This is a genomic window from Streptomyces sp. 1331.2 (genome assembly GCF_900199205.1).
Classification (GTDB): Bacteria; Actinomycetota; Actinomycetes; order Streptomycetales; family Streptomycetaceae; genus Kitasatospora.
This window is the reverse complement of the sequence record NZ_OBMJ01000001.1, coordinates 6,695,217-6,721,130: the sequence shown is the minus strand read 5'-3', so window position 1 is coordinate 6,721,130 and position 25,914 is coordinate 6,695,217. Positions and strand designations below refer to the sequence as shown.

At 72.8% G+C, this 25,914-nt stretch carries 23 protein-coding genes; 16 read left to right on the top strand and 7 right to left on the bottom strand.

Annotated features, from left to right (window positions below):
• Nucleotides 1–146: 146 nt before the first annotated feature.
• The gene (locus CRP52_RS29185) at nt 147–509 is read left to right on the top strand and encodes a YciI family protein (RefSeq protein WP_097239122.1); all 363 of its coding nucleotides are present in this window, start codon (nt 147–149) and stop codon (nt 507–509) included.
• A gap of 76 nt (nt 510–585) precedes the next feature.
• On the opposite strand, the gene CRP52_RS29180 is transcribed toward CRP52_RS29185, so the two are convergent.
• The 4 genes from CRP52_RS29180 to CRP52_RS29165 all read right to left on the bottom strand — a co-directional run bounded on the left by CRP52_RS29180 (nt 586) and on the right by CRP52_RS29165 (nt 5,738).
• Nucleotides 586–1,869 carry a multicopper oxidase family protein gene (locus CRP52_RS29180; protein ID WP_218893127.1) on the bottom strand — a complete coding sequence of 428 codons (1,284 nt, stop codon included), beginning with the start codon at nt 1,867–1,869 and terminating at the stop codon, nt 586–588.
• A 221-nt stretch (nt 1,870–2,090) separates the two neighbouring features.
• Nucleotides 2,091–3,110, bottom strand: a complete 1,020-nt coding sequence (locus CRP52_RS29175; protein ID WP_097239120.1) for an alcohol dehydrogenase catalytic domain-containing protein — start codon at nt 3,108–3,110, stop codon at nt 2,091–2,093.
• Between the two features lie 20 nt (nt 3,111–3,130).
• Nucleotides 3,131–4,363, bottom strand: coding sequence for a cytochrome P450 family protein (locus CRP52_RS29170; RefSeq protein ID WP_097239119.1), 1,233 nt, complete (start codon nt 4,361–4,363; stop codon nt 3,131–3,133).
• A gap of 196 nt (nt 4,364–4,559) precedes the next feature.
• Nucleotides 4,560–5,738: an acyl-CoA dehydrogenase family protein gene (locus CRP52_RS29165; RefSeq protein ID WP_097239118.1), complete on the bottom strand. Its 1,179-nt coding sequence runs from the start codon at nt 5,736–5,738 to the stop codon at nt 4,560–4,562.
• 287 nt (nt 5,739–6,025) lie between these two features.
• On the opposite strand from CRP52_RS29165, the gene CRP52_RS29160 reads away from it, so the two are divergent.
• The 11 genes from CRP52_RS29160 to CRP52_RS29110 all read left to right on the top strand — a co-directional run bounded on the left by CRP52_RS29160 (nt 6,026) and on the right by CRP52_RS29110 (nt 18,666).
• Entirely contained in the window at nt 6,026–6,436 is a 411-nt protein-coding gene (locus CRP52_RS29160) for an SgcJ/EcaC family oxidoreductase (protein ID WP_097240421.1), read from the top strand.
• Between the two features lie 110 nt (nt 6,437–6,546).
• Complete coding sequence (locus tag CRP52_RS29155; protein ID WP_097239117.1) at nt 6,547–7,713, top strand: epoxide hydrolase family protein; 1,167 nt, start codon at nt 6,547–6,549, stop codon at nt 7,711–7,713.
• A 48-nt stretch (nt 7,714–7,761) separates the two neighbouring features.
• Nucleotides 7,762–9,354: an outer membrane protein assembly factor BamB family protein gene (locus CRP52_RS29150; RefSeq protein ID WP_097239116.1), complete on the top strand. Its 1,593-nt coding sequence runs from the start codon at nt 7,762–7,764 to the stop codon at nt 9,352–9,354.
• 733 nt (nt 9,355–10,087) lie between these two features.
• Nucleotides 10,088–11,350, top strand: a complete 1,263-nt coding sequence (locus tag CRP52_RS29145) for a PQQ-dependent sugar dehydrogenase (RefSeq protein ID WP_218893126.1) — start codon at nt 10,088–10,090, stop codon at nt 11,348–11,350.
• 38 nt (nt 11,351–11,388) lie between these two features.
• On the top strand, nt 11,389–12,561 hold the full coding sequence (locus tag CRP52_RS29140; RefSeq protein WP_097239115.1) for an inositol-3-phosphate synthase: 1,173 nt from the start codon (nt 11,389–11,391) through the stop codon (nt 12,559–12,561).
• Nucleotides 12,558–13,511 (top strand): SCO3242 family prenyltransferase, encoded by a 954-nt coding sequence (locus tag CRP52_RS29135; protein ID WP_097239114.1) that lies wholly within the window; start codon nt 12,558–12,560, stop codon nt 13,509–13,511. The genes CRP52_RS29140 and CRP52_RS29135 overlap by 4 nt, the downstream gene beginning before the upstream one ends.
• Nucleotides 13,508–14,404: a sugar phosphate isomerase/epimerase family protein gene (locus CRP52_RS29130; protein ID WP_097239113.1), complete on the top strand. Its 897-nt coding sequence runs from the start codon at nt 13,508–13,510 to the stop codon at nt 14,402–14,404. Before CRP52_RS29135 ends, CRP52_RS29130 begins: the two co-directional genes overlap by 4 nt.
• The gene (locus CRP52_RS29125) at nt 14,404–15,186 is read left to right on the top strand and encodes an EboA domain-containing protein (RefSeq protein ID WP_097239112.1); all 783 of its coding nucleotides are present in this window, start codon (nt 14,404–14,406) and stop codon (nt 15,184–15,186) included. Before CRP52_RS29130 ends, CRP52_RS29125 begins: the two co-directional genes overlap by 1 nt.
• A complete protein-coding gene (locus tag CRP52_RS29120; RefSeq protein ID WP_097239111.1) occupies nt 15,183–16,046 on the top strand; it encodes a TatD family hydrolase in 864 nt (287 codons plus the stop codon). The genes CRP52_RS29125 and CRP52_RS29120 overlap by 4 nt, the downstream gene beginning before the upstream one ends.
• Before the next feature lie 56 nt (nt 16,047–16,102).
• Nucleotides 16,103–17,281: a metabolite traffic protein EboE gene (gene eboE / locus CRP52_RS29115; RefSeq protein ID WP_097240419.1), complete on the top strand. Its 1,179-nt coding sequence runs from the start codon at nt 16,103–16,105 to the stop codon at nt 17,279–17,281.
• 5 nt (nt 17,282–17,286) lie between these two features.
• A complete protein-coding gene (locus tag CRP52_RS29110; RefSeq protein WP_373560575.1) occupies nt 17,287–18,666 on the top strand; it encodes an alkaline phosphatase family protein in 1,380 nt (459 codons plus the stop codon).
• Between the two features lie 7 nt (nt 18,667–18,673).
• On the opposite strand, the gene CRP52_RS29105 is transcribed toward CRP52_RS29110, so the two are convergent.
• Both CRP52_RS29105 and CRP52_RS29100 read right to left on the bottom strand, forming a co-directional pair.
• Nucleotides 18,674–19,924 carry an RNA polymerase sigma factor gene (locus CRP52_RS29105; RefSeq protein ID WP_097239109.1) on the bottom strand — a complete coding sequence of 417 codons (1,251 nt, stop codon included), beginning with the start codon at nt 19,922–19,924 and terminating at the stop codon, nt 18,674–18,676.
• Between the two features lie 4 nt (nt 19,925–19,928).
• Nucleotides 19,929–20,291 (bottom strand): YciI family protein, encoded by a 363-nt coding sequence (locus CRP52_RS29100; protein WP_097239108.1) that lies wholly within the window; start codon nt 20,289–20,291, stop codon nt 19,929–19,931.
• Nucleotides 20,292–20,620: 329 nt separating this feature from the next.
• Here CRP52_RS29100 and CRP52_RS29095 point away from each other — a divergent pair, with 329 nt between their 5' ends.
• From CRP52_RS29095 to CRP52_RS29080, 4 genes are all read left to right on the top strand, one after another.
• Nucleotides 20,621–21,265, top strand: coding sequence for a dihydrofolate reductase family protein (locus CRP52_RS29095; RefSeq protein ID WP_097239107.1), 645 nt, complete (start codon nt 20,621–20,623; stop codon nt 21,263–21,265).
• Nucleotides 21,266–21,533: 268 nt separating this feature from the next.
• Entirely contained in the window at nt 21,534–22,724 is a 1,191-nt protein-coding gene (locus CRP52_RS29090) for an acyltransferase family protein (protein ID WP_179852959.1), read from the top strand.
• A gap of 24 nt (nt 22,725–22,748) precedes the next feature.
• A complete protein-coding gene (locus tag CRP52_RS29085) occupies nt 22,749–24,032 on the top strand; it encodes a cytochrome P450 (protein ID WP_097239105.1) in 1,284 nt (427 codons plus the stop codon).
• Nucleotides 24,033–24,043: 11 nt separating this feature from the next.
• Nucleotides 24,044–24,241 carry a ferredoxin gene (locus CRP52_RS29080; RefSeq protein ID WP_097239104.1) on the top strand — a complete coding sequence of 66 codons (198 nt, stop codon included), beginning with the start codon at nt 24,044–24,046 and terminating at the stop codon, nt 24,239–24,241.
• Nucleotides 24,242–24,308: 67 nt separating this feature from the next.
• Here the strand turns inward: CRP52_RS29080 and CRP52_RS29075 are convergent, their stop codons facing one another.
• Nucleotides 24,309–25,847 (bottom strand): MFS transporter, encoded by a 1,539-nt coding sequence (locus CRP52_RS29075; RefSeq protein WP_097239103.1) that lies wholly within the window; start codon nt 25,845–25,847, stop codon nt 24,309–24,311.
• Nucleotides 25,848–25,914 lie beyond the last annotated feature (67 nt).

The following is a 25,914-nucleotide window of genomic DNA, read 5'->3' as shown; positions in this document are numbered from 1 at the left end:
CCCGGCCCGCCCCGGCCCGTGCCCGGCGCGCACCCGGCCCGCACCGAAGACGGGCGCCGGAACGTCGAGAACGGGCCGTCGGCTCCGACGTCTCCTGTGGAGGCCTCGGGAGACGCCCGGCGGTCACGGTCCAAGGAGTGAGAATCATGAAGTACCTGCTCGTGATGCACATGGACTCGGCGCTGTGGGACGGCCTGTCCGTGGACGAGCAGCAGGAGGTCCACGCGGGCCACGGCGACTTCATGAAGCTCATCAAGGAGTCCGGCGAACTCGTCACCACGCACGCGCTGGCGGTGCCGGAACAGTCCACGACCGTCCGGGTCCGCGACGACACCCCGGTGCGCACCGACGGCCCGTACCTGGCCGGCCCGGCCTTCGTCTGCGGCTTCTACCTGGTCGACGTCGAGACCAGGGAGCGGGCGATCGAGCTGGCCGGGCTGATCCCGGATGCCCGGCACACCGGGGTCGAGGTCCGTCAGGTGATGTTCGACCAGGGCCTGGAGATGTGAACGGCAGCGGCGGGCCGGGCCACCGAGGGCCCGGCCCGCCGCTCCGTGCGGAACCGCTTCGAGCAGGATCAGCAGGTCAGTCGACGATCTCCATCTGGCCCATCATGCCCGCCGAGGAGTGCTCCAGCATGTGGCAGTGGTACATGTAGCGCCCGAGGTAGTCGTCGAAGGTCGCCTGGAGGCGCACGGAGGTGCCGGGCGGGACCGGCACGGTGTCCTTCCGGCCGATGTCGCCGGGCAGCGGCGGCCTGCCGTCCCGGTCGAGCACCCGGAACTCGGTCAGGTGCAGGTGGAACGAGTGCTGGATCGGCCCGTACTTGGTGGCGGTGTCGCCGTTGGTGACCGTCCAGATCTCGGTGGTGCCGCGCCGGATCCGCTGGTCGACCCGGTCCGCGTCGAACGGCAGGCCGTTGACCAGGCCGACCGGCGTGCCGTTCAGGTCGAAGGAGAGCGTCAGCTCGCGGTGGACGGTGGCCGGCGGCAGGTCGGGCAGCGGGCGCAGCGTGCCGGGCAGCCGGCTGCGGTCGCGCTCCCTGCGGTCCACCGTGAAGCAGAGCACCGGCTCGATCCGGTCGTCGCCGGTGAACTGGCCCTGGTTGGTGAGCATCGCCTTGCTGCCGACGGCCAGCCCGGAGAAGTCCACCACCAGGTCCAGCCGTTCGCCGGCGGCGAGCGGGAAGTCCGTCCCGGTGCGGTCGACGGGCGCGGGCAGCAGGCCGCCGTCCGAACCGATCTGGTGGACGGGCAGGGAACCGAAGTTGAGCTTCAGGTACCGCAGGGTGGAGCTGTTCAGCACCCGGAGGCGGTACTTGCGCGCGGCCACCGGGAACCACGGCTTCGAGCGGCCGTTGACCAGGATGACGTTCCGTGCCGCCGGATCCCCGTGCACCAGGCCGCCGTTCGGGTCGAACTGCGCGTCGCGGATGGCGATCGGGACGTCGTACTCGCCGCTCGGCAGGCGCAGCCGGCTCTCGTCCTCGCCCTCGATGAGGTAGAAGCCGTGCATGCCGCGGTAGACGTGCTCGGCCTCCAGGTGGTGGCTGTGGTCGTGGTACCAGAGGGTGGCTCCGGGCTGCCGGTTCGGGTACTCGTAGCGCCGTTCGGCCCCCGGGTCGATGACCTGCATCGGGTGGCCGTCGCTGTCGGCCGGGACGTGGCCGCCGTGCAGGTGCACATTGGCGGTCTCGGGCAGCCTGTTCCGGTAGGTGACCAGGACGCGGCGGCCCTCCCTGGCCCGGATGGTCGGGCCGACGAAGCTGCCGCCGAAGGTCAGGCACGGGGTCCGGACGCCGGCTTGCAGTTCCAGGTCGGCGGGCAGGATGTCGAGCCGGTAGACGTCGGTGTCCTCGGTCCGGGCCACCGGACGCAGGGTCGGTGGCACCGGCATCCGTACGGAGAACGGCCCCTTGGCGCTCCCCCGGCCGGGCTGTCCGGGGGCTCCGGGTCGCCGAGGGCCAGTGCGCTCACCGGCAGCGCCACGCCGGTGGCGGCGGCGAGGCCCGCGAGGCCCAGAAATCGTCGCCTGTACAGGGTGTCCTCCCCAGGTCGTTCGGTCGGTGGTGCGGGACGGCGGTCCGGGCGTCAGGCGTAGCTGACGACCGCGCGGAAGCGGACCTCGCCGCGCTCGACCCGGTCGAGCGCCTCGGCGACCCGCTCCTTGGCGAAGGTCTCCACCATCGGGGTGACGGCCCCGGAGGCGACCAGGTCGAGGGCTTCGGTGAGCTGGTCGAGGCCGTTGTGGGTGGCGCCGATCACCTGCTGGCGCTGCGCCCAGAACGGGCTGGTGGGCGGAATCGTGAAGGAGTTCACCGGGTCGATGGTGGCGAGCACGAGCCGGCCGTTCGGCCGCAGGCCCTGCAGGGTGTCGGTGGCGGCCCGGTAGGAGGTGCCGGTCACCAGGACGACGTCGGCGCCGCCGGCCGCCCGCAGCTGCTCCCCGTCGGCGACCACGTGGTCCGCGCCGAGCGTCCGGGCCAGGCCGTGCTTGTCCGGGGAGCTGGTGACGGCCACCGTCTCGAAGCCGGCGGCGTGGGCGAACTGCACGGCGAGGTGGCCGAGTCCGCCGATCCCGAGGACCGCGACCCGCTCGTGCGGCTCCGGCTTCGCGGCGCGCAGCGCGCTCCACGCGGTGTACCCGGCGCACAGCACGGGCGCGGCGTTCTCGTACGAGAGGGCGTCCGGCAGCAGCACGGTGCTGTCGGCCGCGACCGCCACGTACTCGGCGTGGCCGCCCTGGACGGTGAGGCCGCTCATCACCGACTCCGGGCAGTTCATGCCGGACTGTCCGGTGAGCGGGAGGTTGAGCCGGCAGTACTCGCACCGGCCGCAGGTGGACTGCACCCAGGTGGTGCCCACCCGGTCACCGACCCGGCGGGTGGTCACGCCCGGGCCGACGTCGACGACCTCGCCCGCGGCCTCGTGTCCGACCACCACCGGGTCGAGCGGCGGGAAGGGGAACACGCCCTGGCTGACCCACAGGTCGTTGTGGCAGACCCCGCAGGCGTGCACCCGGATCAGCACCTGACCGGGCCCGGCCTTCGGGGTGGGGATCTCGCGCAGTTCCCAGCGCGCCTTCGCCTCGGGTACGACAGCTGCCCACATGGTTCGGACCACCCTTCCGGTCAGCGGCTCTGCGGCGTGAGGCGGACCGGGAGGGTCTCCACGCCGTTCATGATGAAGGTGACCTGCGGCGACAGGTCCTGTGCGGGGACGGCGAGTTCGAGGTCGGGGAAGCGCCGGAACAGCGCGGCGAGGGCGATCTCGGCCTCCATCCGGGCCAGCGGCATGCCGATGCAGCGGTAGATGCCGTGGCCGAAGGAGAGGTGTTCCTTGTTCGGCCGGGTGGCGTCGAAGGTGTGCGCGCTGTCGCCGTGGACGGTGCGGTCGCGGCCCGCCGCCGCGAAGTTGATCAGAACCGGCTCGCCCTTGGCGATGACCACACCGCCGAGCTCGATGTCCTCGACGGCGAAGCGGAACGGCAGGTGGGCGACGGGCGCCTCGGCGCGCAGCGTCTCCTCGATCACGTCCGCCCAGCTCACCTTGCCGTTCTTCAGCAGCGCCAGCTGCTCGGGGTGGGTGAGCAGGGCGCGGGTCGCGTTGGCCAGCAGGTTCATCACCGGCTCGGTGCCGGTGGCGAGCAACAGGTGCAGGGTGCCGACGAGTTCGGAGTCGTTCAGCCGGGAGCCGTCCTCCGCCTGGGCCTGGACCAGGTCGCTGGTCAGGTCGTCCCCGGGGTCGCGGCGCTTGGACTCGACGAACTCCGCCATCTCCCGGTGCCACTGGGCGACGTTGGCGGCCGACTCCTCGGGGGTGAGGGTGGTGTCGATGTTCGCCTCGCCGCCGCGCAGCATCTGCACGCGGTCCTCGGCGGGCACGCCGAACAGGTCGCAGATCACCCGGGCCGGCATCGGGCGGGCGAAGCGGGCCTTGAGGTCCACCACCTCGCCGGGTGCGCAGCCGTCGAGTTCGTCCAGCAGCTCGTCGACGGCCTTCTGCACCTCGGGCCGCAGCGCCTCGACGCGACGCGGGGTGAAGGCGCCGGCGGTCAGCTTCCGCAGCCGGGTGTGGTCGGCGCCGTACCGGGTGGTGAGGTTGTCCATCAGCACCCAGCCGATGAGCGGAAAGTCCTCGCCGATCCGGCCCTCGGCGAAGGCCGTCCAGTGCTGCCGCGGGTCCTTGGAGAGGCGGTGGTCGGACAGGGCCTGCCGGGCGAGCTCCTGGTCGGCGATCGACCAGGCGAGCACGCCGCCGGGCAGTTCGATCCGGGCGACCGGGCCGTTGGCCCGGATCCGGGCGGCCTCGCCGTGGATGTCGCGTCCGGCGGGGTCGAGGACGACGGGGGCGGGGTTTTCCATGGCAGCCTCCGGGCTGTCGGTGCGGGAGACGGACAGGGGTACGGACGGGCGTGCGGCCGTGCGCTCGTGCGCGCAGGGGTACGGACGGGCGTGCGGGCGTTCGCTCGTGCGCGCAGGGGTACGGACGGGCGTGCGGGCAGGCAGGAGCACGGGCAGGGCCGCCGCGGGTGCGGCCCTGCCCGGCAGGGGTATCGCCCTACAGGTACAGGGTGTTGGGCCCGAGGCCGCAGGCGATCCGGCCGTAGAGTTCGAGGTTGGTGTTCGGGTGGAGGATGGCGTGCAGGTTGAGGGCCTGGACGTCCCGCTCGATGCGCTGGATCGGGACGGCGGAGTAGATCGAGGAGCCGCCGCTGGCGGTGTTGAGGATGTCCACCGCCTCCTTGGTGCGCGCGCAGACCCCGCCGAGGTCGAGCCTGATCCTGGCCCGCTCCTCCAGCGTCCACTCCTCGCCGGTGGGGCCCTTGGTGTCGATCAGGGCGGCGGCGCGGTGGGCGTGGAACTCGGCCTCGTCGATCCTGGTGATGGCGTCGGCCACCTGGAGGTGGGTCACCGGGGCCTCGGACTGCTCGGTGTAGTCGGTGTAGCTGATCTTCCGACCGGGGAGCCGCTCGAAGAACGCCTCCCGGGCGGCGCGGCCCAGCCCGAGGGCGGGCGCGGCCACCGTGGCACAGGCGGTGGGCATGAACGGCGCCCGGTAGATGGGGGATTCGGCGTTCGCGACGGAGCGGTGCCGGCCCTGGAGGACCGGGACCATCGGCAGCACCCGCGCCTCGGGGACGAACAGGTCGGTGGCGATGGTGGTCACGCTGCCGGAGCCGCGCAGGCCGACGGTGTGCCAGTCGTCGACGATCTCCAGCTCCGCGAGCGGGACCGCCACCATGATCGGCTGCGGCCCCTCCGGGGTCATCAGCACGGCCGCGTTGGTGTTCCAGCTGCTGTGCAGGGAACCGGAGTTGAATGACCACTTGCCGTTGAGCAGCACGCCGCCCTCGGCCGGGACGGCGACCGCGGTCGGGCTGAGGATGCCGCTGACGCGGACCCCGGGGGCGGTGAAGATCTCGTCCTGCACCTCGTCCGGGAAGAGGCCGGCCATCCAGGAGCTGATCGCGTAGACCGACATGACCCAGGCCGTGGAGCCGTCGCCGCGGGCCAGCTCGGCGATCACGTCCACGACGGTGCGCATGTCCGACTCGTAGCCGCCGTAGCGGACCGGTACCCGCAGCTGCAGCAGCCCGGAGTCGGCCAGGGCGGCCAGGGTGTCGTCGGACAGTCGGCGGTTCTCCTCGTGCCACACCGCGTTCTTCTGCAGCAGCGGCACCAACTCTGCTGCGCGGCTGACGAGTTCTTCCCTCGACGGGGATTCCTTGGCTGTCATCCGGGGGCTCCTCCGAGGTGGCGCGGCCCGCAGCGGACGGCTGACCGTCCGGGCCGCGGTCGTTGGTCGTTGACCGTTGGTCGTTGATCGGCCCTGTCGAGGCTGACACCCGGGCGGGGTGCTCGCATCTCCCTGATTGCGGCGCGCCGGGCGGCCCCACTACCGGTATTCGCGTCAACCGACCAGCGCAATCAAGGAGTTGTCGCACCTCCCGGCCAGGTGTGAGGCTGGCCGCCACCCCGGCCTGCGCGATCGCGGCCGCGGGACCACCGGAGAAGGAGAACACCATGTCCGCCACTCCCTCGTCCAAGACCACCGAAGCCGCCCTGCGCGCCGTCCCCGAGCAGATCGTCGCGGCCTGGGCGCAGCACGACGCCGACGGCTTCGCCGAGGCGTTCACCGAGGACGCGACCCTGATCCTGCCCGGGGACATCTACCTGACGAGCCGTCAGGCGATCCGCGCCTTCATGACGCAGGCCTTCGCGGGCCCGTTCAAGGGCACCCGGGTCACCGGGCAGCCGACGTCGATCCGTGCGCTGGCCGACGGCGTGGCCGTGCTGGTCACCCAGGGCGGCGTGCTGGCCCCCGGGGACACCGAGGTGACGGCCGAGCGGGCGATCCGCGCGACCTGGGTGCTGGCCAAGCAGGGCGACGACTGGCGGATCGCCTCGTACCAGAACACCCCGATCGCCGGCTGAACGACCCGATCGCCGGCTGAATCACCGCAAGCAGCCGCCCCCGGCACGCCGTCCGCACCTCCCGCCCCCGCCCGTCCCGCCGACCCGTCGGCCCACCGAGAGGACCCGGTATGCGTCCCTTCCGTATCGACATCCCGCAGGAAGCCCTCGACGATCTGAACCGCCGGCTCGCGGCGACCCGCTGGCCCGGTGAACTGCCGGGCGTGGGCTGGGAGCGCGGGGTGCCGCTCGGCTACCTGAAGGAGCTGGCCGAGTACTGGCGCACCGGCTTCGACTGGCGCAAGGCCGAGGAGCACCTGAACTCGTTCCCGCAGTTCCTGACCGAGATCGACGGCGTGGACGTCCACTTCCTGCACGTCCGCTCGCCGGAGCCGGGCGCCGTGCCGTTGGTCATCACCCACGGCTGGCCCGGCTCGGTGGCCGAATTCCTGGACGTCATCGGGCCGTTGACCGACCCGCGGGCGCACGGCGGCGACGCCGCCGACGCCTTCCACGTGGTCGTCCCCGCGCTGCCCGGGTACGGCTTCTCCGGCCGGCCGCAGGAGACCGGCTGGGACACCGCCCGGGTCGGCCGGGCCTGGGCCGAGCTGATGCACCGGCTCGGCTACGAGCGCTACCTGGTCCAGGGCGGCGACTGGGGCATGCCGGTCTCGCTCCAGCTCGCCCTGGCCGATCCGGAGCACGTCGCGGGCGTGCACCTCAACATGCTCGCCACCTTCCCGCCGCAGGATCCGGCGGAACTGGCGAAGCTGGCCGGCTCGGACCTGGCCCGGCTGCAGTTCGCCGCGCACTTCGAGCAGGACGGGGCCGGCTGGCGGAAGATCCAGTCCACCCGGCCGCAGACCCTCAGCTACGGTCTGACCGACTCTCCGGTGGGGCAACTCGCCTGGATCGTCGAGAAGTTCAAGGAGTGGACGGCCGCCGAGTCGGTGCCGGAGGACGCGGTGAGCCGCGACCGCCTGCTGACCAACGCCGCGATCTACTGGTTCACGGCCTCCGCCGGTTCCAGCGCCCAGCTCTACTACGAGTCCAACCGGCTCGACGTGGACTTCATCCGCACCTGGGCCGGCCCCTGGCCGCTGGCCGCGCCGGTCGGGGTGGCCGTGTTCCCCGAGGACGCCGTCCGGCCGATCCGCCAGTGGGCCGAGCAGATCCTGCCGACCCTCACCCACTGGTCCGAGTTCGACCGCGGCGGGCACTTCGCGGCGCTGGAGGAACCCGAGCTGTTCGTCGGCGACGTCCGCGCCTTCGCCCGCCAGGTGCGCCAACTCCCCTGAGGCTTTCCCGAAACCACTCCAACGGTACCGATCAGAAAGGGAGTCGACTTGTCCATCATCCTCAGGACCCGCGGCGTCGGGCGCCGCGGGCGCCGCACCCCCGGCTGGGCCGGATTCACCGCGCTGGCAGCCCTCGTGCTGGCGATCGGGCCCGGCATGGCCGCCCCAGGGCCGGAAGCCGCGCCCGATCCGGCGGCCGTCGCGGAGAGCCACGGCCGCGGGGCCCACGCACGGGACTGGCCGCTCTCCAACGGCGATCTGACCAACACCCGCAACGTGACCCGGACTGCGATCGACTCCCGGACCGTCAAGGACCTCAAGGTCAAGTGGCGGCTGCCACTGGAGGGCAAGCCGACCTTCGCCGGCGTCATGGCCTCCAATCCGATCGTGGTCGGCGACACCGTCTACCTGATCAATCTGGACTCGGACGTCACCGCGGTGGACAAGGAGACCGGGAAGGTCCGCTGGAAGCGCGTCTTCGACAGCCCCTCGGTCGGGCCGAACGGCGTCGCGTACTCCCACGGCCTGCTCTTCGGGACGACGTTCACCGGCGTCTTCGCCCTCGACCCGGCGACCGGCCGGACGGTCTGGACGCGGGAACTGATCCCGGCCGGCCAGGGCGGCATCGACGTCGCGCCCCACGTGTACGAGGACACCGTGGTGGTCAGCACCGTCCCGAACACCTTCGGCAAGTACGTGCCGGGCGCCATGGGCACCATCTACGCGCTGGACGCCGCCACCGGCAAGGAGCGCTGGAACTTCAACACCATCAAGGACGGCGACCTCTGGGGCCATCCGGAGATCAACAGCGGCGGCGGCACCTGGTACGCGCCGGCCCTCGACTCGCACGGGCGGCTCTTCGTCACCATCGCCAACCCCGCCCCGCTCCCCGGGACTCCCGAGTACCCCAACGGCGCCAGCCGACCGGGCCCCAACCTCTACACCAACTGCCTGCTGGCCATCGACAGCAGGACCGGCAAGCTGCTCTGGTACCAGGCGACCGCGCCGCACGACATCCGGGACTACGACCTCCAGGACCCGCCGATCGTCACCACCACCCAGGTCAACGGCGTGCGCACCGAAGTCGTGCTCGCCGCGGGCAAGATGGGCAAGGTCTTCGCCTACCGGGCCGACAACGGCACCCCGCTGTGGACACTGTCGGTCGGCACCCACATGAACGACGAGGGCCCGCTGCCGGACACCCCGACCGTCGTCATGCCGGGCATCCTCGGCGGCGTCGAGACCCCGATGGCGCTCTCCCGCGGCCGGCTGTTCGTGCCGTGGGTCGACACCCCGAGCACGCTCACCGCCACCGGTGGGCTCCAACTGCCCGACTACAGCGTCGGCCGCGGCGGCCTCACGGCGGCGGACGTGTCCACCGGCAAGGTGCTCTGGAAGCGGGACCTGCCGCAGATGGCGCTCGGGGCCGCCACGGTGGCCAACGACGTGGTCTTCACCTCCACCTTCGACGGCCAGGTCTTCGCCTTCGACACCGCCACCGGCAAGACGCTCTGGTGCGACAAGACGCCGGCCGGCATCATCTCCTTCCCCGCCATCAGCGGGAACACGCTGTTCGTCGGTGCGGGCACACCCGGGCTCTCGGGCTCCTCGCAGTTCGAGCTGATCGCCTACTCGCTCTGACCCTCTCCTGATCCCTCCGGATCCCCGCACTGATCTCTGTTCTGATCGCTGCACTGATCGCTGCACTGATCGCTGCACTGATCGCTGTCCGACGGCCACCGGCCCGGCGTCCCACGCCGCGCCGGTGGCCGTCGTGCGTGCGTCCCGGGGACGCCCCGCCCGCCCGAAGCCCTCGCGCACGACGGCCCGTCGGAAGATCTCCGAAAAATTCTCCCGCCCGATGTCGAGACGCGCCGCCCGGCTCCGTCTACCAAGTGCCGGGCTCGGACCCCGGCGGTCGAGGACCCCGTGCCTCGACACCGCGCGGTCGTCGGGGAAGGAGTGGACGCCCTCCCCGGCGACCGCCGTCCTCCGCCGCCCCCCGGCAAAGGAGCCCAACAGGGACCACCGAGAGTGACCGGACGCCCGCAGCCCGGCCCCCGGAGCGCCCGCGGACGGTGTCCGCCCGAGGCCCGTCACCGCTGGCGCAAGCCCCCGGGCCTTCTCTCGTCGTGCGGTGCACAGCGGCCCCGACAGGCCCGATCCGGCAGCCTCCGAATGGCCTCCGTACACGGTCCGACCTGTGCTTTCCCGGGTCAAACCGGTGATCGTCCGGCCTGTCCCGCGGCCTCGGACGGTTCTTGACCATGCTTTCCGGACGCTGCTACACATCGACCCGTCGCCGACCGCACGTAGGCGGCTGATCTTCTGTGGGCACGACCGTGGAGGAGCCGTGGTGCAATCACCGACCGTAATGGCCGATGGACTGGACTTCCCGACCAGCCTGGCCTTCGACGACCAGGGCCGGGTCTACCTGGCCGAGTCCGGACTCCCCTTCGGAGGCGCCGCCCCGGGCGGCCGGATCTGGCGTCTGGAACCGGGAACCGACACCTCCGCGCGCACGCTGCTCGCCGACGGCCTGGCCGCCCCGGTGACCGGGCTGCTCTGGCACCAGGGCCACCTGTACGTCTCCGAGGGCGGTGCCGGCCGGATCACCCGGATCGGCCCGGACGGCGGGCGGACGGTCATCGTCGACGGCATGCCGGGGCCCGGCAACTACCACATCGACATGGCCGTGGCCGGGCAGGACGGGAAGCTGTACTTCGCCCAGGGGGCGATGTCCAACCTGGGGATCATCGGCCTGGACGCCTACGAACTCGGCTGGCTGGGACGGCTTCCGCACTCCTACGACGTCCCCGGCCTCGACGTGGTGCTCACCGGCGTCAACGTCACCACCGACGACCCGCTGGCCGGGCGGCCCGGCGCGAAGACCACCACCGGGGCGTTCGTCCCGTTCGGCACCCCGACCACCCCCGGGCAGCGGATACCCGCCGGACTGCCGTGCAGCGCGGCCGTGCTCCGCTGCGACCTCGACGGCGGCAACCTGGAGCTGGTCGCCTGGGGCATGCGCAACGCCTTCGGCCTGGGCTTCCTGCCGGACGGCCGGCTGCTGGCCGTCGACCAGGGCGCCGACGACCGCGGCAGCCGGCCGATCGGCAACGCCCCGGACCTGCTGTTCGAGGTCCGCGAGGGTGCCTGGTACGGCTGGCCGGACTTCGTCGGCGGCATCCCGGTGACGGACCCGGCATTCAAGCCCACCCGCGGCCCGCAGCCGACCTTCCTGCTCGCCAACCACGACGAACTCCCCGCCCCCGAACGGCCGGTGCTCGACTTCGAGTCCCACGTCGCGGCCACCAAGTTCGCCGTGGCCCCGCCGCGGTCGCCGCTGGCCGGGCAGCTGGTGGTCACGCTGTTCGGGGACGAGGCGCCGATGACCCTGCCGCCGGGCGGTCCGCAGCTCGGCCGCGACCTGCTGCTGGTCGACCCGGCCGACTGGTCCACCCGGGGCCTGCCCGCCGGCCCGCCGCTGCACCGGCCGATCGACGTCGGCTTCGCCCCGGGCGACGACGCGCTGCTGATCCTGGACTTCGGCGAGTTCGAGATGACCGACCACGGCGTCGAGGCCCGCAAGGGCACCGGCCGGCTCTGGCGCTGGACCGGCTGGGACCAGGCCTGAAGCGTGTCATCTCCGTTCGACGACAAGGGAGTTGCACCATGGCAGGCAGAAGCGGACTCTGGCTGATCGGCGGCAGGGGATCGGTGGCAACCACGGCCGTCTGCGGCCTCGCCGCGCTGCGGGCCGGGCTCGTTCCCGCGACCGGCAGCGTCAGCGAACGGCTCGGCCTCGACCCGGCCGTCTTCCCCGGCTGGTCCGAGCTGGTCACCGGCGGTCATGACCTCGTCCCCACGCCGCTGGGCAAGCGGGCGGAGGAGCTCGCCGCCGCCGGTGTGCTGCCCGGCTGGCTCCCGTCGGCGGTCGCCGAGGAACTCGACGCCGCCGACCGGGAGATCCGCCGCGGCTACGACCCGGCCGACCCGGCCGACCAGCCGCCCACCCAGGCCGAGGCCGCGGCCCGACTCGCCGCCGACATCGCGGAGTTCCGGCGCTCGCACGGCCTGGAGCGGGTCGTGGTGGTCAACGTGTCCTCCACCGAGCCCCCGCTCCCGCCGGCCCCCGAACTCGCCGACCTCGCCGCCCTCGAACCGGCCCTCGCCCAGGCCGGACGGCGGGTGCTCGGCCCGTCCGCCCTCGCCGCGTACGCCGCGTTCTCGGCCGACTGCCCGTACGTCGACTTCACCCCGTCGCCCGGCCTGCGCATCCCGGCGGTCACCGAACTCGCGGACCGGCGCGGCCTGCCGTACGCGGGCTGCGACGGCAAGACCGGCGAGACCCTGCTGCGCAGCGCGCTGGCACCGATGTTCATCGCCCGCGGGCTGCGGGTGCGGTCCTGGGCGGGGACCAATCTGCTCGGCGGCGGGGACGGCGCCAACCTCGGCCAGGAGGGCCGCGCCCAGGGCAAGTTGGCGGCGAAGTCGCGCGGGCTGGCCGCGCTGCTCGGCGAGCAGGTCACCGCGCCGCTGCACATCGACCACGTGCCGGACCTCGGCGAGCGCAAGGTCGCCTGGGACCACGTCTCCTTCGAGGGCTTCCTGGGCACCGCGATGAGCCTCCAACTGAGCTGGGACGGCTACGACTCGACGCTGGCCGCGCCGCTGGTCCTCGACCTCGCCCGCCTGGTGGCCGGGGCCCACGCGGCCGGACAGCGCGGGCCGCTCGGCGCGCTGGCCTTCTTCTTCAAGGACCCGCTCGGCAGCGAGGAGCACCGACTCGCCCAGCAGGAGCAGGAGTTGGCGTCCTGGGCGCGGCGGATCGCGGTGGCCCGATGAGCGTCACCGCACGCACCTGGCTGGACCTCGTCCGGGCACCCGCCGCGCTCACCGTCCTCGGGGACACCGTGGCGGGCGCGGTCGCGGCGGGCCGTCCGCTGCGCGGCCGGCGGCTGGCCCTGCCGCTCGCCTCGGTCGCCCTCTACTGGTCCGGGATGGCGCTGAACGACTGGGCGGACCGGGCGGTCGACGCGCGGGAGCGCCCCGAACGCCCCATCCCCTCCGGCCGGATCGAACCCGAGACCGCGCTCGCGACGGCCGCCGGGCTCGGCCTCACCGGACTGGCCCTGGCCGGCCTCGCGGGCGGCGCCGACGCGCTGCGGATCGCCGTCCCGCTCACCGCGGCGGTCTGGGCCTACGACACCGTGCTGAAGCCGACCCCGGCCGCGCCGCTGGGCATGGCGGCCTGCCGCGGCCTGGACGTCCTGCTCGGCGCCGGAGCCGCACACTGGCGGGCGGCCGGGGCCCCGGCCCTGGCGCTGGCCACCCACACCCTCGGGGTGACCGCGCTCTCCCGCGGCGAGGTGGACGGCGGCCGCGCCACCGACCGCCGGATCGCCCTGGCCGCCACCGTCTCCACCGCACTGCTGGCCGGCACCGGCCGGGCCGCCTCGGTACGGCACCGGACGGCCGGGGCGCTCTGCACCCTCGGGTACGCGGCCGCCACCGGAAGCGCCCAACTCGCCTCCGGGCAGCAGCAATTGGCGAAGGCCAAGGCCGACGCCGAGCCCAAGGCCGACGCCGAGCCCGGGTCCGACGCCGAGCCCGGATCGGCCCGGACCGCCCGAGCCGCGGCAGCCGTCCGGCGCGCCACCGTGGCCGGCATCCACGGCATGCTGCCGCTGCAGGCCGGACTGGCCGCCCGGCTGGGCTCGCTGCCGGCCGCGGCGCTGGTGCTCACCGCCCTGCCGCTCGCCCGGCGGCTGTCGGCCCGCCGGAGCCCGACATGAGCGCCCTCGCCATCGGGTACGGCACCAACGGGTTCTCCAACCACCGGCTGCCCGACGCGATCCGGGTCATCGCAGACCTGGGCTACACGTCGGTCGCCCTCACCCTCGACCACCACCACCTCGACCCCTTCGGCCCGGACCTGGCCCGGGAGACCGACCGGGTCGCGGCGCTGCTCTCCGCCTCGGGTCTGCGCTGCGTCGTCGAGACCGGCGCGCGCTACCTGCTCGACCCGTACCGCAAGCACCACCCCACACTGGTGTCCGGGGAGGCCGGGCCGAGGATCGACTTCCTGCTCCGCGCCCTGCGGATCACCGAAGCGCTCGGGGCCGACTGCCTGTCCTTCTGGTCCGGGGTGAGCGAGCCCGGGGTGGACGGCCCGACGAATCGTGCGCGGCTGGTCCGCCACCTCGACCCGGTGCTGGCCGAGGCGCAGCGCCGCTCCGTGCGGCTCGGCCTGGAACCCGAGCCCGGCATGGTCGTCCAGCACCTCGACCAGGCGCTCGACCTGCGTCGCGAGCTCGGTGGGCCCGACTGCCTGGGCATCACCCTCGACGTGGGGCACTGCGTCGCCGTGGAGCCGGTGGACGCCGCGGGTTGCATCCGGCACGCGGGCGGGCTGCTGGTCAACGTCCAGCTGGACGACATGCTCCCGGGCGTCCACGAACACCTGGAGTTCGGGCAGGGACAGCTCGACCTGGCCGCCACCCTGGCCGCCCTCGACGGCATCGGCTACGCCGGTGTCGCGGCGGTCGAGCTGCCCCGGCACAGTCACGCCGCACCGCACACCGCACGCACGGCCCTGGCGGCGATCCGCCGGGCCATGAAGACCGTTTCCGTTCCGCCGGTGCACACGGGCGCACCGGCGTCGTCCACGATCGGAGACCTCCCGTGATGGCGTACAAACAGGAACACCCCTGGCTCGAAACCAGCGTCTACGGCGGGAGCCGGCCGGAGACGCTGCCGGAGCCGCCGCCCGACTGGCTGGCCGAGGCCGAGCGCCGGGTCCGCGAGTGGCCGGGCACGATCCACCAGGAGTTCCCGCTGGCCGGCCGGATGGTCGGCCGCGAACCGGTGCGACCGGAGGCCGACCCGCAGGGGCTGGTGCACGGCACGGTCGACGACCGGGCCCGCGAGCGGCTGCTCACGGCGCTGGCCGACTCCCTGCCCGGCGCCGTCCTGGCGGCCGAGGTCGAGAAGCTGTACCGGCACGGCGACGACGCCGAGCGGCGCGGGGTGCTGCGCGCCCTGCCGGTGCTGCCGGACAGCGCGCGCCGGCTCGGCCTGAAGCTGGTCGCCGACGGCCTGCGCACCAACGATCCGCGGCTGGTCGCGGCGGCGATGGGCCCGTTCGCGGCCCGGCACCTGGGTCAGCACCAGTGGCGCCACGGCGTGCTGAAGTGCCTGTTCACCGGGGTGACGCTGGGGGCGGTGGCGGACCTGGTCGCCCGGACCGACTCCGAGCTGCTGCGGATGGCCCACGACCTGGCCGCGGAGCGCCGCGCCGCCGACCGCGAGATCGGCCCCGACCTGCGGGCGCTGCTCGGCATGACCGTGCTGCTCTCCCTGGTCCCCCCGCTCCCGGATGACCACGCACCGCAGGACTGCGCAGCGGAGCACTCCCGGCCGACGGACTGCCACACGGAGGACTGCCGCACGGAGGACTGCCGGTCATGAGGATCTTCGACCCCCACATCCACATGACCGCCCGCACCACCGACGACTACCGGAACATGCACGAGGCCGGCGTCCGGGCCGTCGTCGAACCGGCCTTCTGGCTCGGCCAGCCCCGCACCAACCCCGGTTCCTTCACCGACTACTTCGACACCCTGCTCGGCTGGGAGCGCTTCCGGGCCTCCCGGTTCGGGATCAGCCACAACTGCACGATCGCCCTGAACCCCAAGGAGGCCAACGACCCGCGCTGCGTCGAGGTGCTGGACGTGCTGCCGCGCTACCTCGGCAAGGACGGCGTGGTCGCGGTCGGCGAGATCGGCTACGACTCGATGACCAGGGCCGAGGACGAGGTCTTCGCGCACCAGTTGGCGCTGGCCGTCGACCACGACCTGCCGGCCCTGGTGCACACGCCGCACCGGGACAAGCAGGCCGGCACCCGCCGCTCCCTGGACGTGGTCCGCGAGTCCGGCATCGACCCGGGCGCCGTCGTGCTGGACCACCTCAACGAGGTCACCGTGGCGATGGTCGCCGACTCCGGTTGCTGGATGGGCTTCTCGATCTACCCGGAGACCAAGATGGACGAGCAGCGGATGGTCGCCGTCCTGAAGGAGTACGGCACCTCCCGGATCCTGGTCAACTCGGCGGCCGACTGGGGGAATTCGGACCCGCTCAAGCCGCACCTGGTCGGCCGGGCGATGCTCGCGGCCGGCTTCTCCGAGGCCGACGTGGACACCGTCCTGTGGCGCAACCCGGTCGAGTTCTACAGCCGCAGCGGCCGGCTGATCCTCGACGAGCAGCTGCGGGCCGCCGACACCGGCGCGGCCTCCTTCGAGGGCAACTCGGTGCTGCGGGGCGGCTCGTGAACCCGGCCGCGCACCGGACCGCCCACCGCCCGGCGAGCCAGACCGCAAGCCGAGCCGTGAGCCGCCCCGCAAGCCGAACCGCAAGCCGAACCGCGAACCGGCTCTGCTACTCGACCAACGTCCACCCGGCCGAGGACCTGCCCGGCATCCTGCGCCAACTCGACACCTGCGCCGTGCCGGTGCGCGAGCGGACCGGGTTCGACCGGCTCGGACTGGGCCTGTGGCTGGCCGCCGACGCCGCCGCCGAACTGGCCGCCGACCCGGCCCTGCTCCGGCGGCTGCGCACCGAACTGGACGCCCGCGAGCTGGCGGTGCTCGCCCTGAACGCCTTCCCGTACGGGGGCTTCCACCAGCGGGTGGTCAAGCACGCGGTGTACCGGCCGGACTGGACCGAGCCCGACCGCGCCCGCTACACCGCCGACTGCGCGACCGTCCTGGCCGGGCTGCTGCCCGACGACGCCGACGGCGGCAGTATCTCCACCCTGCCGCTCGGCTGGCGCCGGCCCTGGTCCGCCGCCGCGGACCGGGCCGCCGAGGAGGCGCTGCGGCGGACCGCGGCGGTGCTGCGCACGGTCTCGGGCCGGGCGGGCCGGCCGATCCGGCTGGCCGTCGAACCGGAGCCGGGCTGCGTCCTGGACAGCGTCTCGGACGCCGTGCGCTGGCTCGCCCCCCGCGCGGACCTCGAATTCGTCGGCCTCTGCCTGGACACCTGCCACCTGGCGGTCTCCTTCGCCGACCCGGAGCGGACGGTGGCCGAGGTCGAGCGGGCCGGCCTGCGGGTGGTCCGGATCCAGGCCTCGGCCGCCCTGCACCTGGACGACCCGGGCGACCCGCAGGCGCGCCGGCTGCTCGCCCGGTACGCCGAACCGCGCTACCTCCACCAGGTGCGGGAGCTTGACGGCTCCGGGCGGGTGCTCACCGCCGACGACCTGCCGGAGGCACTGGACCGGCTGCCCGGCCGGGGGCCCTGGCGGGTGCACTTCCACGTGCCGCTGCACGCCCGGCCGCCCGCGCCGCTGCGCGCCACCACCGAGGTTCTCCGCCGGGCGGTGGCGGCGGTCGGCGAGCGCACGGTGATCGAGGTCGAGACCTACACCTGGCCGGTGCTGCCCGGGGAGAGCGTCGGCACCCCGCCCGGCGCCGCGGCCGGCGCGCCGGCCGGTGTCCCCGCCGGCATCGCCGCCGAACTGGTCTGGGCGGAACGTGAGTTGATCGGCGAGGGGGTGGTCCGGTGAAGCCCGTGGTGCTGCTGGACGTGGTCGGCCTGACCCCGCGCCTGCTGCCGTACATGCCGAACCTGGCCCGGCTGGCCGAGCAGGGCGGGTCCGCCCCGCTGCGCACGGTGCTGCCGGCCGTCACCTGCAGCGTGCAGTCCACCCTGCTCACCGGCCGGCTCCCGGCCGAGCACGGCATCGTCGGAAACGGCTGGTACTTCCGGGAGTTGGGCGAGATCCACCTCTGGCGCCAGCACAACCGGCTGGTCCGGGCCCCGAGCGTGTGGGAGCGCGCCCGCGCCCTGCACCCCGGCTACCGGGTCGCCAACGTCTGCTGGTGGTACGCCATGGGCGCCTCCACCGACCTGCTGGTCACCCCGCGCCCGGTCTACCACGCCGACGGCCGCAAGTCCCCCGACTGCTACACCCGGCCGCCGGCGCTGCGCGACGAACTCACCGACGCGCTCGGGCCGTTCCCGCTCTTCCAGTACTGGGGCCCGACCGCCGGGATCGCCTCCAGCCACTGGATCGTCTCGGCGGCCCGCCGGATCCTGCGCACCGAACGGCCCGATCTGCTGCTGGTCTACGTCCCGCACCTGGACTACGACCTGCAGCGCTACGGCCCCGACTCCTCGCAGGCCATGCTGGCGGCCCGCGCGGTGGACTTCGAACTGGCACCGCTGCTGGAGCAGGCCGAACGGGCCGGCGCCACGGTGGTCGCGCTCAGCGAGTACGGCATCACCCCGGTGAGCCGCCCGGTGGACATCAACCGCGAGCTGCGCCGGGAGGGCCTGCTGGAGGTGTACACCCAGGCCGGCATGGAGTACCTGGACCCGTGGACCTCGCGGGCCTTCGCCGTCGCCGACCACCAGATCGCGCACGTCTACGTCCCCGACGAGTCCGATCTGCCCAAGGTGCGCGACCAGTTGCTCCGGCTGCCGGGCGTGGCCGAGGTGCTGGACCGCGCCGACCAGGCCCGCCACGGGCTCGACCATCCCCGGGCCGGCGAACTGGTGGCGGTGGCCGCCCCCGACTCCTGGTTCACCTACTACTACTGGCTGGACGACGCGCGCGCCCCCGACTTCGCCCGGTCCGTCGAGATCCACCGCAAGCCCGGTTACGACCCGGCCGAGCTGTTCTTCGACCCGGCGGACCCGATGGCCAGGGCCAGGGCCGTGCTCGGCCTGGCCCGCAAGAAGCTCGGCCTGCGCTACGCCATGGACGTCGTCCCGCTGGACCCGTCCTGGGTCCGAGGTTCGCACGGCCGCCTGCCGGACTCCCCCGCCGACGGCCCCGTGCTGATCTGCTCCGACCCGGCCTGGCAGTCCGTCCTGGATGCGACCGGCGCGATCAACGCCACCGATGTCTCCCGACTCCTCCTGAAACTCCAGGGTTTGGCGAACTGACGATCCGTCAGCTCTTCCCCAGCCCGTCGGCCCGGCTCTCCAGGTAGCGGCGCTCGGGAATGCTCCCGGTGCGCTTGGCCGCCTCCCGGAAGCTCTTCCGGGCCGCCTCCAGGTCCCCGCTCATCTCCAGCAGGTGGGCACGGACCGCGGCCAGCCGGTGGTGGCCCGTGAGCCGGCCGTCGGCCTCCAGGGTCGCCAGCAGGTCGAGCCCGAACTGCGGGCCCTGCACCATCGCGGCGGCGACCGCGTAGTTGAGCGTCACCATCGGGCCGGGGGACATCCGCTCCAGCACCTCGTACAGCGCCATGATCTGCGGCCAGTCGGTGTCGTCCGCGTGCGCGGCCTCGCCGTGCACGGCCGCGATGGCCGCCTGCACCTGGTACGGCCCGGCCACCGCCTTCGGGAGGGTCTCGGCGATCAGCGCCAGGCCCTCCTTGAGCGCGGCCTGGTCCCAGCGGGAGCGGTCCTGCTCGGCGAGCGGGACGAGGCTGCCGTCGGGCCGGGTACGGGCCGGGCGGCGGGCGTCGGTCAGCAGCATCAGCGCCAGCAGGCCGGCGACCTCGCCCTCGTCGGGCAGCAGCCGGTGCAGTTCACGGTTGAGCCGGATCGCCTCGTAGGCGAGTTCGGGCTGCTGCAGGTCGGGGCCGCTGGTGGTGGTGTAGCCCTCGTTGAAGATCAGGTAGAGCACCTGGAGCACGACCGCCAGCCGTTCGGTGCGCTCGCTCTCGGGCGGCATCCGGAACGGCAGCCCGGTGCTCTTGATCCGCTGCTTGGCCCGGCTGATCCGCTGGGCCATGGTCGACTCGGGCACCAGGAAGGCGTGCGCGATCTGCGCGGTGGTGAGGCCCCCGACGGCCCGCAGGGTGAGCGCGACCTGCGAGCCGGGGGTGAGCGAGGGGTGGCAGCAGAGGAAGAGCAGGGTGAGCATGTCGTCCTGCTCGGCCGCCTTGGGCTCCTCGCCCGGGCCCGGCGTCACCGTCTCGTCGGTCGGGGTGAGCGCGGCGGCGGTGGCCTCCCGGCGCTGGCGGGCCTGCTCGCTGCGCAGCGCGTCGATCACCCTCCGGGCGGCCACGGTGATCAGCCACGCCCTGGGGTTGCCGGGGACGCCCTGGTCGGGCCACTGGACGGCGGCCGCCAGCAGGGCGTCCTGGACGGCGTCCTCACAGGCGTCGAAGTGCCCGTAGCGCCGGACGACCGCGCCGAGGACCTGCGGTGCCAGCGATCGGAGCAGGTCCTCGACCCGGGCGTCAGGGTTCATCTGCTCAACTCTCCGTATCGGCTTCGAAGACGACCTGGCGGACCTCGATGCCGGTGTACCGGGCGTCGGGGATCTGGCCGGCCAGTTCGACGGCGCGTTCCTTGGAGACGCAGTCGACCAGGTAGTAGCCGGCGATGAATTCCTTGGCGTCCAGGTACGGGCCGTCGGTGACAGCGGGCCGTCCGCCGCGGAGCCTGACCGTGGCGCTGCCGGACGGGTCGGCGAGGGCCTGGGTCATCACCATCTCACCGGAGTCGAGGATGTTCTGCTGGAACGTGGCGTGTCCGGAGAAGACCGCGTTGCGCTCTCTCTCGGACAGGCCGTCCCAGACTACCGGGTCCATGTGGATCAGCAGCATGTACTTCATCTCATCATTCCTTGATCCCTTGCGCGGCCGACAGGTGCTCTCCACCTGAGACTGTTCTCTACCTGAGACGTCGCCGCGGGCGGCCCGCCCTCGACATCCAAGCCGAGATCAAGCCGCCCGGTCCCGGTTTCCGCGCACCGGCCGCCCACCGGCCGGCCACGTGCTACCGGCCGGGAGCGCCCGCTCACCCGTACGGCCGACGCCGCCGTGCCCCGGCACGAGGACCGTCGTTGGGAGGGCGGGCGCCCGTCCGTACGGATGACCACCGCACGGATGACCACGGTACGGACGGCCGGACGCGCCCACCCCCGAGGAGAGGTGTGGAAGGCATGACGCAGCTGGTGTCGGTGCAGTGCTTCAACGTGTCACGGGACGGGTTCGGCGCCGGTGAGGGGCAGTCACTGGAACGGCCCTTCGGCCATGCGGACCCCTCCCCCCTCTTCTCCTGGGCCGGTGCCACCGCGAGCTGGGTGAACCGCACCGACCCCGGCGGCACCCGCGGCCTGGACGACTACCTGACCCGCGACCACGCCCGCCCGCCCGGCGCGGTGATCATGGGACGCAACAAGTTCGGCCCCCAGCGCGGGCCCTGGGAGAACCACGACTGGAAGGGCTGGTGGGGCGCCAACCCGCCGTTCCACGCGCCGGTCTTCGTGCTCACTCACTACGAGCGCCCCTCCTTCACGCTGGCCGACACCACCTTCCACTTCATCGACGCCAAGCCCGCCGAGGCCCTGGACCAGGCCAAGCAGGTCGCCGGGGACCGCACCATCCGCATCAGCGGCGGGGTCACCACCATCCGCGAGTTCCTGGACGCCGACCTCATCGACACCCTGCACATCGCCGTCGCCCCCGTCGACATCGGCCGGGGCGAACGGCTCTGGCGCAGCCACACCGAACTGCTCGACCGCTTCCACCTCGACACGGTGCCCAGCCCGAGCGGCGTCACCCACCTGCTGTTCTGGCGCCGCTGAGCAGCAGCGACCAGCGACCCGCGACCCGTAGGAAACCGAAAACCGACGACCGACGGCTGTGGCCGGGGCCTTCCGCCCCGGCCACAGCCGTTCTCCTTTCTCGCCCCCGTTCAAACCTCCGGCGGGCAGCACGTTGGAAGAAACGACGATGTCGAATCCCTCCGTCCGGGTCCGACCTACGGGCGAGTGGCGCCGCGCCGCGTGCCACCCAGCAAAAGATCGGAAGGTACCACCGCCCGTTCCCCGCCCCGGGAGAGAGAGGTTGCACATGAGCTCACCAGCACCCACCCGTACGGCAACACTGCCGTCACTGGAGGGACTTCGCGCCATCGCCGTCGTCTTCGTCTTCGCCAGTCACGCGCTCGTCCTCGGCGCGTTCAAGGACCCGGACGCGCTCTCCGTCTTCAGCACCCTGACCGGAGACGGACGGATCGGCTTCCTCGCCGTCTCCTTCTTCTTCGTCCTCAGCGGCTTCGTGCTCACCTGGTCCGCCAAGCCCGGCCAGACGGCCACCGGCTTCTGGCGGCGCCGGGTGATGCGCATCGGGCCCTCCCACGTCCTGATCGGCGCCATCGCCCTGACCCAGTTCGCCGCTGCGGGCGAGACGATCAGGTGGGGGCCGGCGATCGCCAACCTCTTCCTGGTGCAGAACTGGTTGCCCTCCCAGGACCTGATCATGTACCAGTTCAACGGCGCGACCTGGACGCTCGCGGTGGAGATGCTCTGCTACGCGATGTTCCCGCTGCTGGTGCGCTACGTCCGGCGCCTGGACACCCGGGCCCTGTGGTCCTGGATCATCGGTCTCGGCGCGACCGCCATCCTGCTCCCGGCGATCAGCTACCCGCTGCTCTCGGGCTTCCCGCCGAGCCACTTCTACCCCCTGGGCTCCTGGCCCCAGCTGTGGGCGCTGTACTTCTTCCCGCCGGTCCGCTGCATCGACTTCGTGATCGGCATGTTCCTCGCCCGGATCGTCGCCTCCGGCCGCTGGCCGAAGATCCGGATCCTGCCGGCCGTGCTGCTCAACCTCGCCGCCTTCCTGCTGCTCTACCACCTGCCCATCCCGTTCGGGATCGCGGCGTTCTACCCCGTCCCGGCCGCGCTGCTGATCGGCTCGCTGGCCGCCCGGGACCTCTCCGGCAAGCGCACGATCCTCAGCACCCGGCCCATGGTCTGGCTCGGGGAGCTGTCCTTCGCCTTCTACATCATCCACATCACCGTGATGTTCGCGGTGCACGCGGCCTTCAAGGGCGAACTGGTGGGCTACGCGCACTCGTACACCCCGACCGCGTTCTCCACGCCCGTCGCCGTCCTGTTCATCATCGGCCTCTACGTCCTGATCGTCGCGCTCGCCTGGGTGCTTCACCACACCGTCGAGCTCCCGGCCATGCGCCGCTGGAGCCGCCCGGCACCCCGGCCGGCCGCCAACCGTCCGAAACCGGAACCCCAGCCGCAGACCTGACCGCCCCCACCACCGGAGACCGCCATGGACTCGTCCCCCCAGTCCGCGACGACCACGCCGACCGAGACCACGACGACCGCCACGACGACCGCCACGACCGGCACGACCACGACGACCGAGCACCCCGAGCCGCTGTCCTACCCGATCCGCCGGACCTGCCCGTACACGCTCCCCGAGGACTACCGCGAGCTCCTGGAGCGGCCGACCCCCAGCCGGGTCCGGCTGCCCAGCGGCAAACTCGCCTGGGCCACGGCCCGCTTCGAGGACGTCAAGGCGATGCTGGGCGACAACCGCTTCAGCTCCGACCTGCGCCGCCCGGGCTACCCGCTGATGATGGACCACCAGGTCCCCCCGCCGGAGTTCTCCACCTCGCTGGTCGGGATGGACCCGCCCGACCACACCCTGGCCCGCCGCGCGGTGGCCGGGGACTTCACCCCCCGCAGCATCAACCGGCTGCGGCCCCGGATCCAGGAGATCACCGACGAGCACGTCGACAGGCTCCTGGCCGGGCCCCGCCCCGCCGACCTCATCGACGCCTTCGCCAACCCGGTGCCGCTGCTGGTGATCTGCGAACTGCTCGGCGTCCCGTTCGCCGACCGCGAGTTCTTCCTGCGGACCTCCTTCATCCTGATGAACGCCACCACCCCCGAGGCCGGCGGCCAGGCCACCGGTGAACTCATGGGCTACATGGACGAGTTGGTCACTCGCAAGGAGCAGGTGCCGACCGACGACCTGCTCGGCCGGCTCGCCGCGCGGCGCGGCGAGCCGGGCGTCCCCGACCACCGCGACCTGGTGGGCATGGCGTTCATGCTGCTCATGGCGGGCCACGAGACCATCGCCAACGTCGTCGGCCTGAGCGCCATGCTGCTCCTCGAACGCCCGGAGCTGCGCAGCGCGCTGGCCGCCGACCCGTCGCGCTGGCCGGCGGCCGTCGACGAACTGCTGCGCTTCTTCACCATCGCGGAGATCGCCAACTCCCGGGTGGCGCTGGAGGACGTCGAGATCGGCGGGGTCACGATAGCCGCCGGCGAGGGCGTGCTCGGCCTGACGGTGGCGGCCAACCGGGACCCGAAGCGGTTCCCGGACCCGGACGCCTTCGACATCGGCCGCGTCGACCGCAGCCTGGCCTTCGGCTTCGGCGCCCACCAGTGCCTCGGCCAGCACCTGGCGAAGACCGAACTGGAGGTCCTCCTCGGGACGTTGTTCACCCGCGTCCCCGAACTGCGCCTGGCCGAGCCGGCCGACGCGCTGAGCTTCAAGGAGTACCACGTCAACTACGGCCTGCACACGCTGCCGGTCACCTGGTGAAGGGGGAACCCATGCAGATCCGTACCGATGCCGACCGCTGCATCGGCGCGGGCCGGTGCTTCCTCGCCGCGCCCGCGCTCTTCGACCAGAACGACCACGACGGGACGGTCGTGGTACTGGTCGAGCAGGTCACCGGCGACCAGGTGGAGGGCGCGCGGGCGGCGGTCGACGACTGCCCGACGCGCACCCTGTCCCTGATCGAGGGGTAGCGACAACGGAAGCCGGCGCGGGACCCGAAGGTCCTGCGCCGGCTTCGTCGTTGCCCGGTCCGTCAGGTCACTCGCCGCTGTCGGCACCGGCGGCGGCGCTGTTGCGGGCGGCCCGCTGGAAGTAGATCCCCGCCAGGACCGCCAGCAGGGCGAAGACCCCGGTGGAGACGGCCGCGACGGTGTTCAGCCCGCTCACGAAGGCCGCGTGCGCCGTCTTCAGCAGCGCCGCGGAGGCGTCGGCCCCGAGCTGCGCCGCCTCGGCGGCCGCCCCGGCGACGGTCTCCTGCGCCTGGTCGGAGCCGACCCCGCTCATGTTGCTGGTGTAGACCGCGGAGCCGATCGTGCCGAGGACGGCCAGACCGAGCGCACCGCCCAGGTAGTTCGCGGTCTCCGCCATCGACGCGGCCGAACCCGCGCGCTCCGGCGGCACCGAGCCCACCACCAGTCCGATGCCGAGCGCGAACATCGGGCCCGCGCCCAGGCCGATGATCGCGGTGCCGAGCACGATCGGCCAGGCGCCGTGGTCGCCGTTCACCAGGATCAGCACCGCCGCGCCGACCGCGGAGAGCAGCATGCCGCCGGTGATCGCGGTGCGCGGGGTGATCTTCCGCATCAGGGCCGGCGTGGACATCGTCCCCACCGCCATGCACAGGCCCATCGGGACGAACCACATGGCCGAGGCCAGCGGGGAGTAGCCGAGCACCGTCTGCAGCAGCTGGGTGACGTTCAGCGCGGTGCCCGCCAGGACCATCCCGGCCAGCGCCAGGGCGGTCAGCATGATCGTGAAGGAGCTGTTCGCGAAGAGCCGCAGGTCCAGCAGCGGGTCGTCGCCCTTGAGCTGCCGGCGCACGAACGCGGTGCCGAACACCAGGCCGACCGCCAGCGCCACCAGGCCGGGCACCGGGCTGCCGTTGCCGAGCGAGAGCACCTTGATCGCGTACACCACCGGCAGGATCCCGAGCAGGGAGAGCACGACGCTGACCAGGTCCAGGCGCTTCGCGTGCTCGGGGCGGAACTCCGGGAGCAGGACGGGCCCGGCGATCAGCACCACCGCCGCGACCGGGACGGCCAGCAGGAACACCGCGCCCCACCAGAACGGCACCAGCAGCACGCCGCCGAGCACCGGGCCGAGGGCGGCGCCGGTGAAGGTGCAGGTGGCCCAGATCGAGATGGCCTTCCCGCGCTGCTTGTCGTCACGGAAGATGTTGGTGATCAGCGCGAGGGTGGAGGGCATCAGGGTCGCGCCCGCCATGCCCTGCACGCCGCGGGCCACGATCAGCATGATCGGGCTGGTCGCCCAGGCGCAGGCCAGCGAGGCGAGGGCGAACACCGCCATGCCCGCCATGAGGAGCTTGCGGCGCCCGATCCGGTCACCGATCGAGCCCATGGTGATCACCAGGCCGGCGACCATGAAGCCGTAGGCGTCGGTGACCCAGAGCTGCTGGACGCTGCTGGCACCGAGGTCGGCGGTGAGCCTGGGCAGCGCCAGGAACAGGACGTTCGAGTCGAGCGCGACCAGCAAGGTCGGCAGTGCGAGGATCGCGAGTGCGAGCCAGGGCCGTGCGCTCGTGCGTGGGAGGTCTGTCTCCGCTGTAGTGACGGACATGGCCTGTCGCTTCCCTTCGCTCATGTCGTAATGCCGTTCACTACGTTGTCGAGACAGCGGGCCGATT

Excerpts from the sequence above, each read along its gene's own strand:
- CRP52_RS29105 (WP_097239109.1), bottom strand. The coding sequence starts at position 19,924 with ATGAACCCTGACGCCCGGGTCGAGGACCTGCTCCGATCGCTGGCACCG.
- CRP52_RS29135 (WP_097239114.1), top strand. The coding sequence starts at position 12,558 with ATGAGCGTCACCGCACGCACCTGGCTGGACCTCGTCCGGGCACCCGCC.
- CRP52_RS29075 (WP_097239103.1), bottom strand. The coding sequence starts at position 25,847 with ATGTCCGTCACTACAGCGGAGACAGACCTCCCACGCACGAGCGCACGG.
- CRP52_RS29085 (WP_097239105.1), top strand. The coding sequence starts at position 22,749 with ATGGACTCGTCCCCCCAGTCCGCGACGACCACGCCGACCGAGACCACG.
- CRP52_RS29090 (WP_179852959.1), top strand. The coding sequence starts at position 21,534 with ATGAGCTCACCAGCACCCACCCGTACGGCAACACTGCCGTCACTGGAG.
- CRP52_RS29170 (WP_097239119.1), bottom strand. The coding sequence starts at position 4,363 with ATGGAAAACCCCGCCCCCGTCGTCCTCGACCCCGCCGGACGCGACATC.
- CRP52_RS29185 (WP_097239122.1), top strand. The coding sequence starts at position 147 with ATGAAGTACCTGCTCGTGATGCACATGGACTCGGCGCTGTGGGACGGC.
- CRP52_RS29100 (WP_097239108.1), bottom strand. The coding sequence starts at position 20,291 with ATGAAGTACATGCTGCTGATCCACATGGACCCGGTAGTCTGGGACGGC.
- CRP52_RS29120 (WP_097239111.1), top strand. The coding sequence starts at position 15,183 with ATGAGGATCTTCGACCCCCACATCCACATGACCGCCCGCACCACCGAC.
- CRP52_RS29080 (WP_097239104.1), top strand. The coding sequence starts at position 24,044 with ATGCAGATCCGTACCGATGCCGACCGCTGCATCGGCGCGGGCCGGTGC.
- CRP52_RS29130 (WP_097239113.1), top strand. The coding sequence starts at position 13,508 with ATGAGCGCCCTCGCCATCGGGTACGGCACCAACGGGTTCTCCAACCAC.
- CRP52_RS29155 (WP_097239117.1), top strand. The coding sequence starts at position 6,547 with ATGCGTCCCTTCCGTATCGACATCCCGCAGGAAGCCCTCGACGATCTG.
- CRP52_RS29140 (WP_097239115.1), top strand. The coding sequence starts at position 11,389 with ATGGCAGGCAGAAGCGGACTCTGGCTGATCGGCGGCAGGGGATCGGTG.
- CRP52_RS29160 (WP_097240421.1), top strand. The coding sequence starts at position 6,026 with ATGTCCGCCACTCCCTCGTCCAAGACCACCGAAGCCGCCCTGCGCGCC.
- CRP52_RS29145 (WP_218893126.1), top strand. The coding sequence starts at position 10,088 with ATGGCCGATGGACTGGACTTCCCGACCAGCCTGGCCTTCGACGACCAG.
- CRP52_RS29095 (WP_097239107.1), top strand. The coding sequence starts at position 20,621 with ATGACGCAGCTGGTGTCGGTGCAGTGCTTCAACGTGTCACGGGACGGG.
- CRP52_RS29125 (WP_097239112.1), top strand. The coding sequence starts at position 14,404 with ATGGCGTACAAACAGGAACACCCCTGGCTCGAAACCAGCGTCTACGGC.
- CRP52_RS29165 (WP_097239118.1), bottom strand. The coding sequence starts at position 5,738 with ATGACAGCCAAGGAATCCCCGTCGAGGGAAGAACTCGTCAGCCGCGCA.
- CRP52_RS29175 (WP_097239120.1), bottom strand. The coding sequence starts at position 3,110 with ATGTGGGCAGCTGTCGTACCCGAGGCGAAGGCGCGCTGGGAACTGCGC.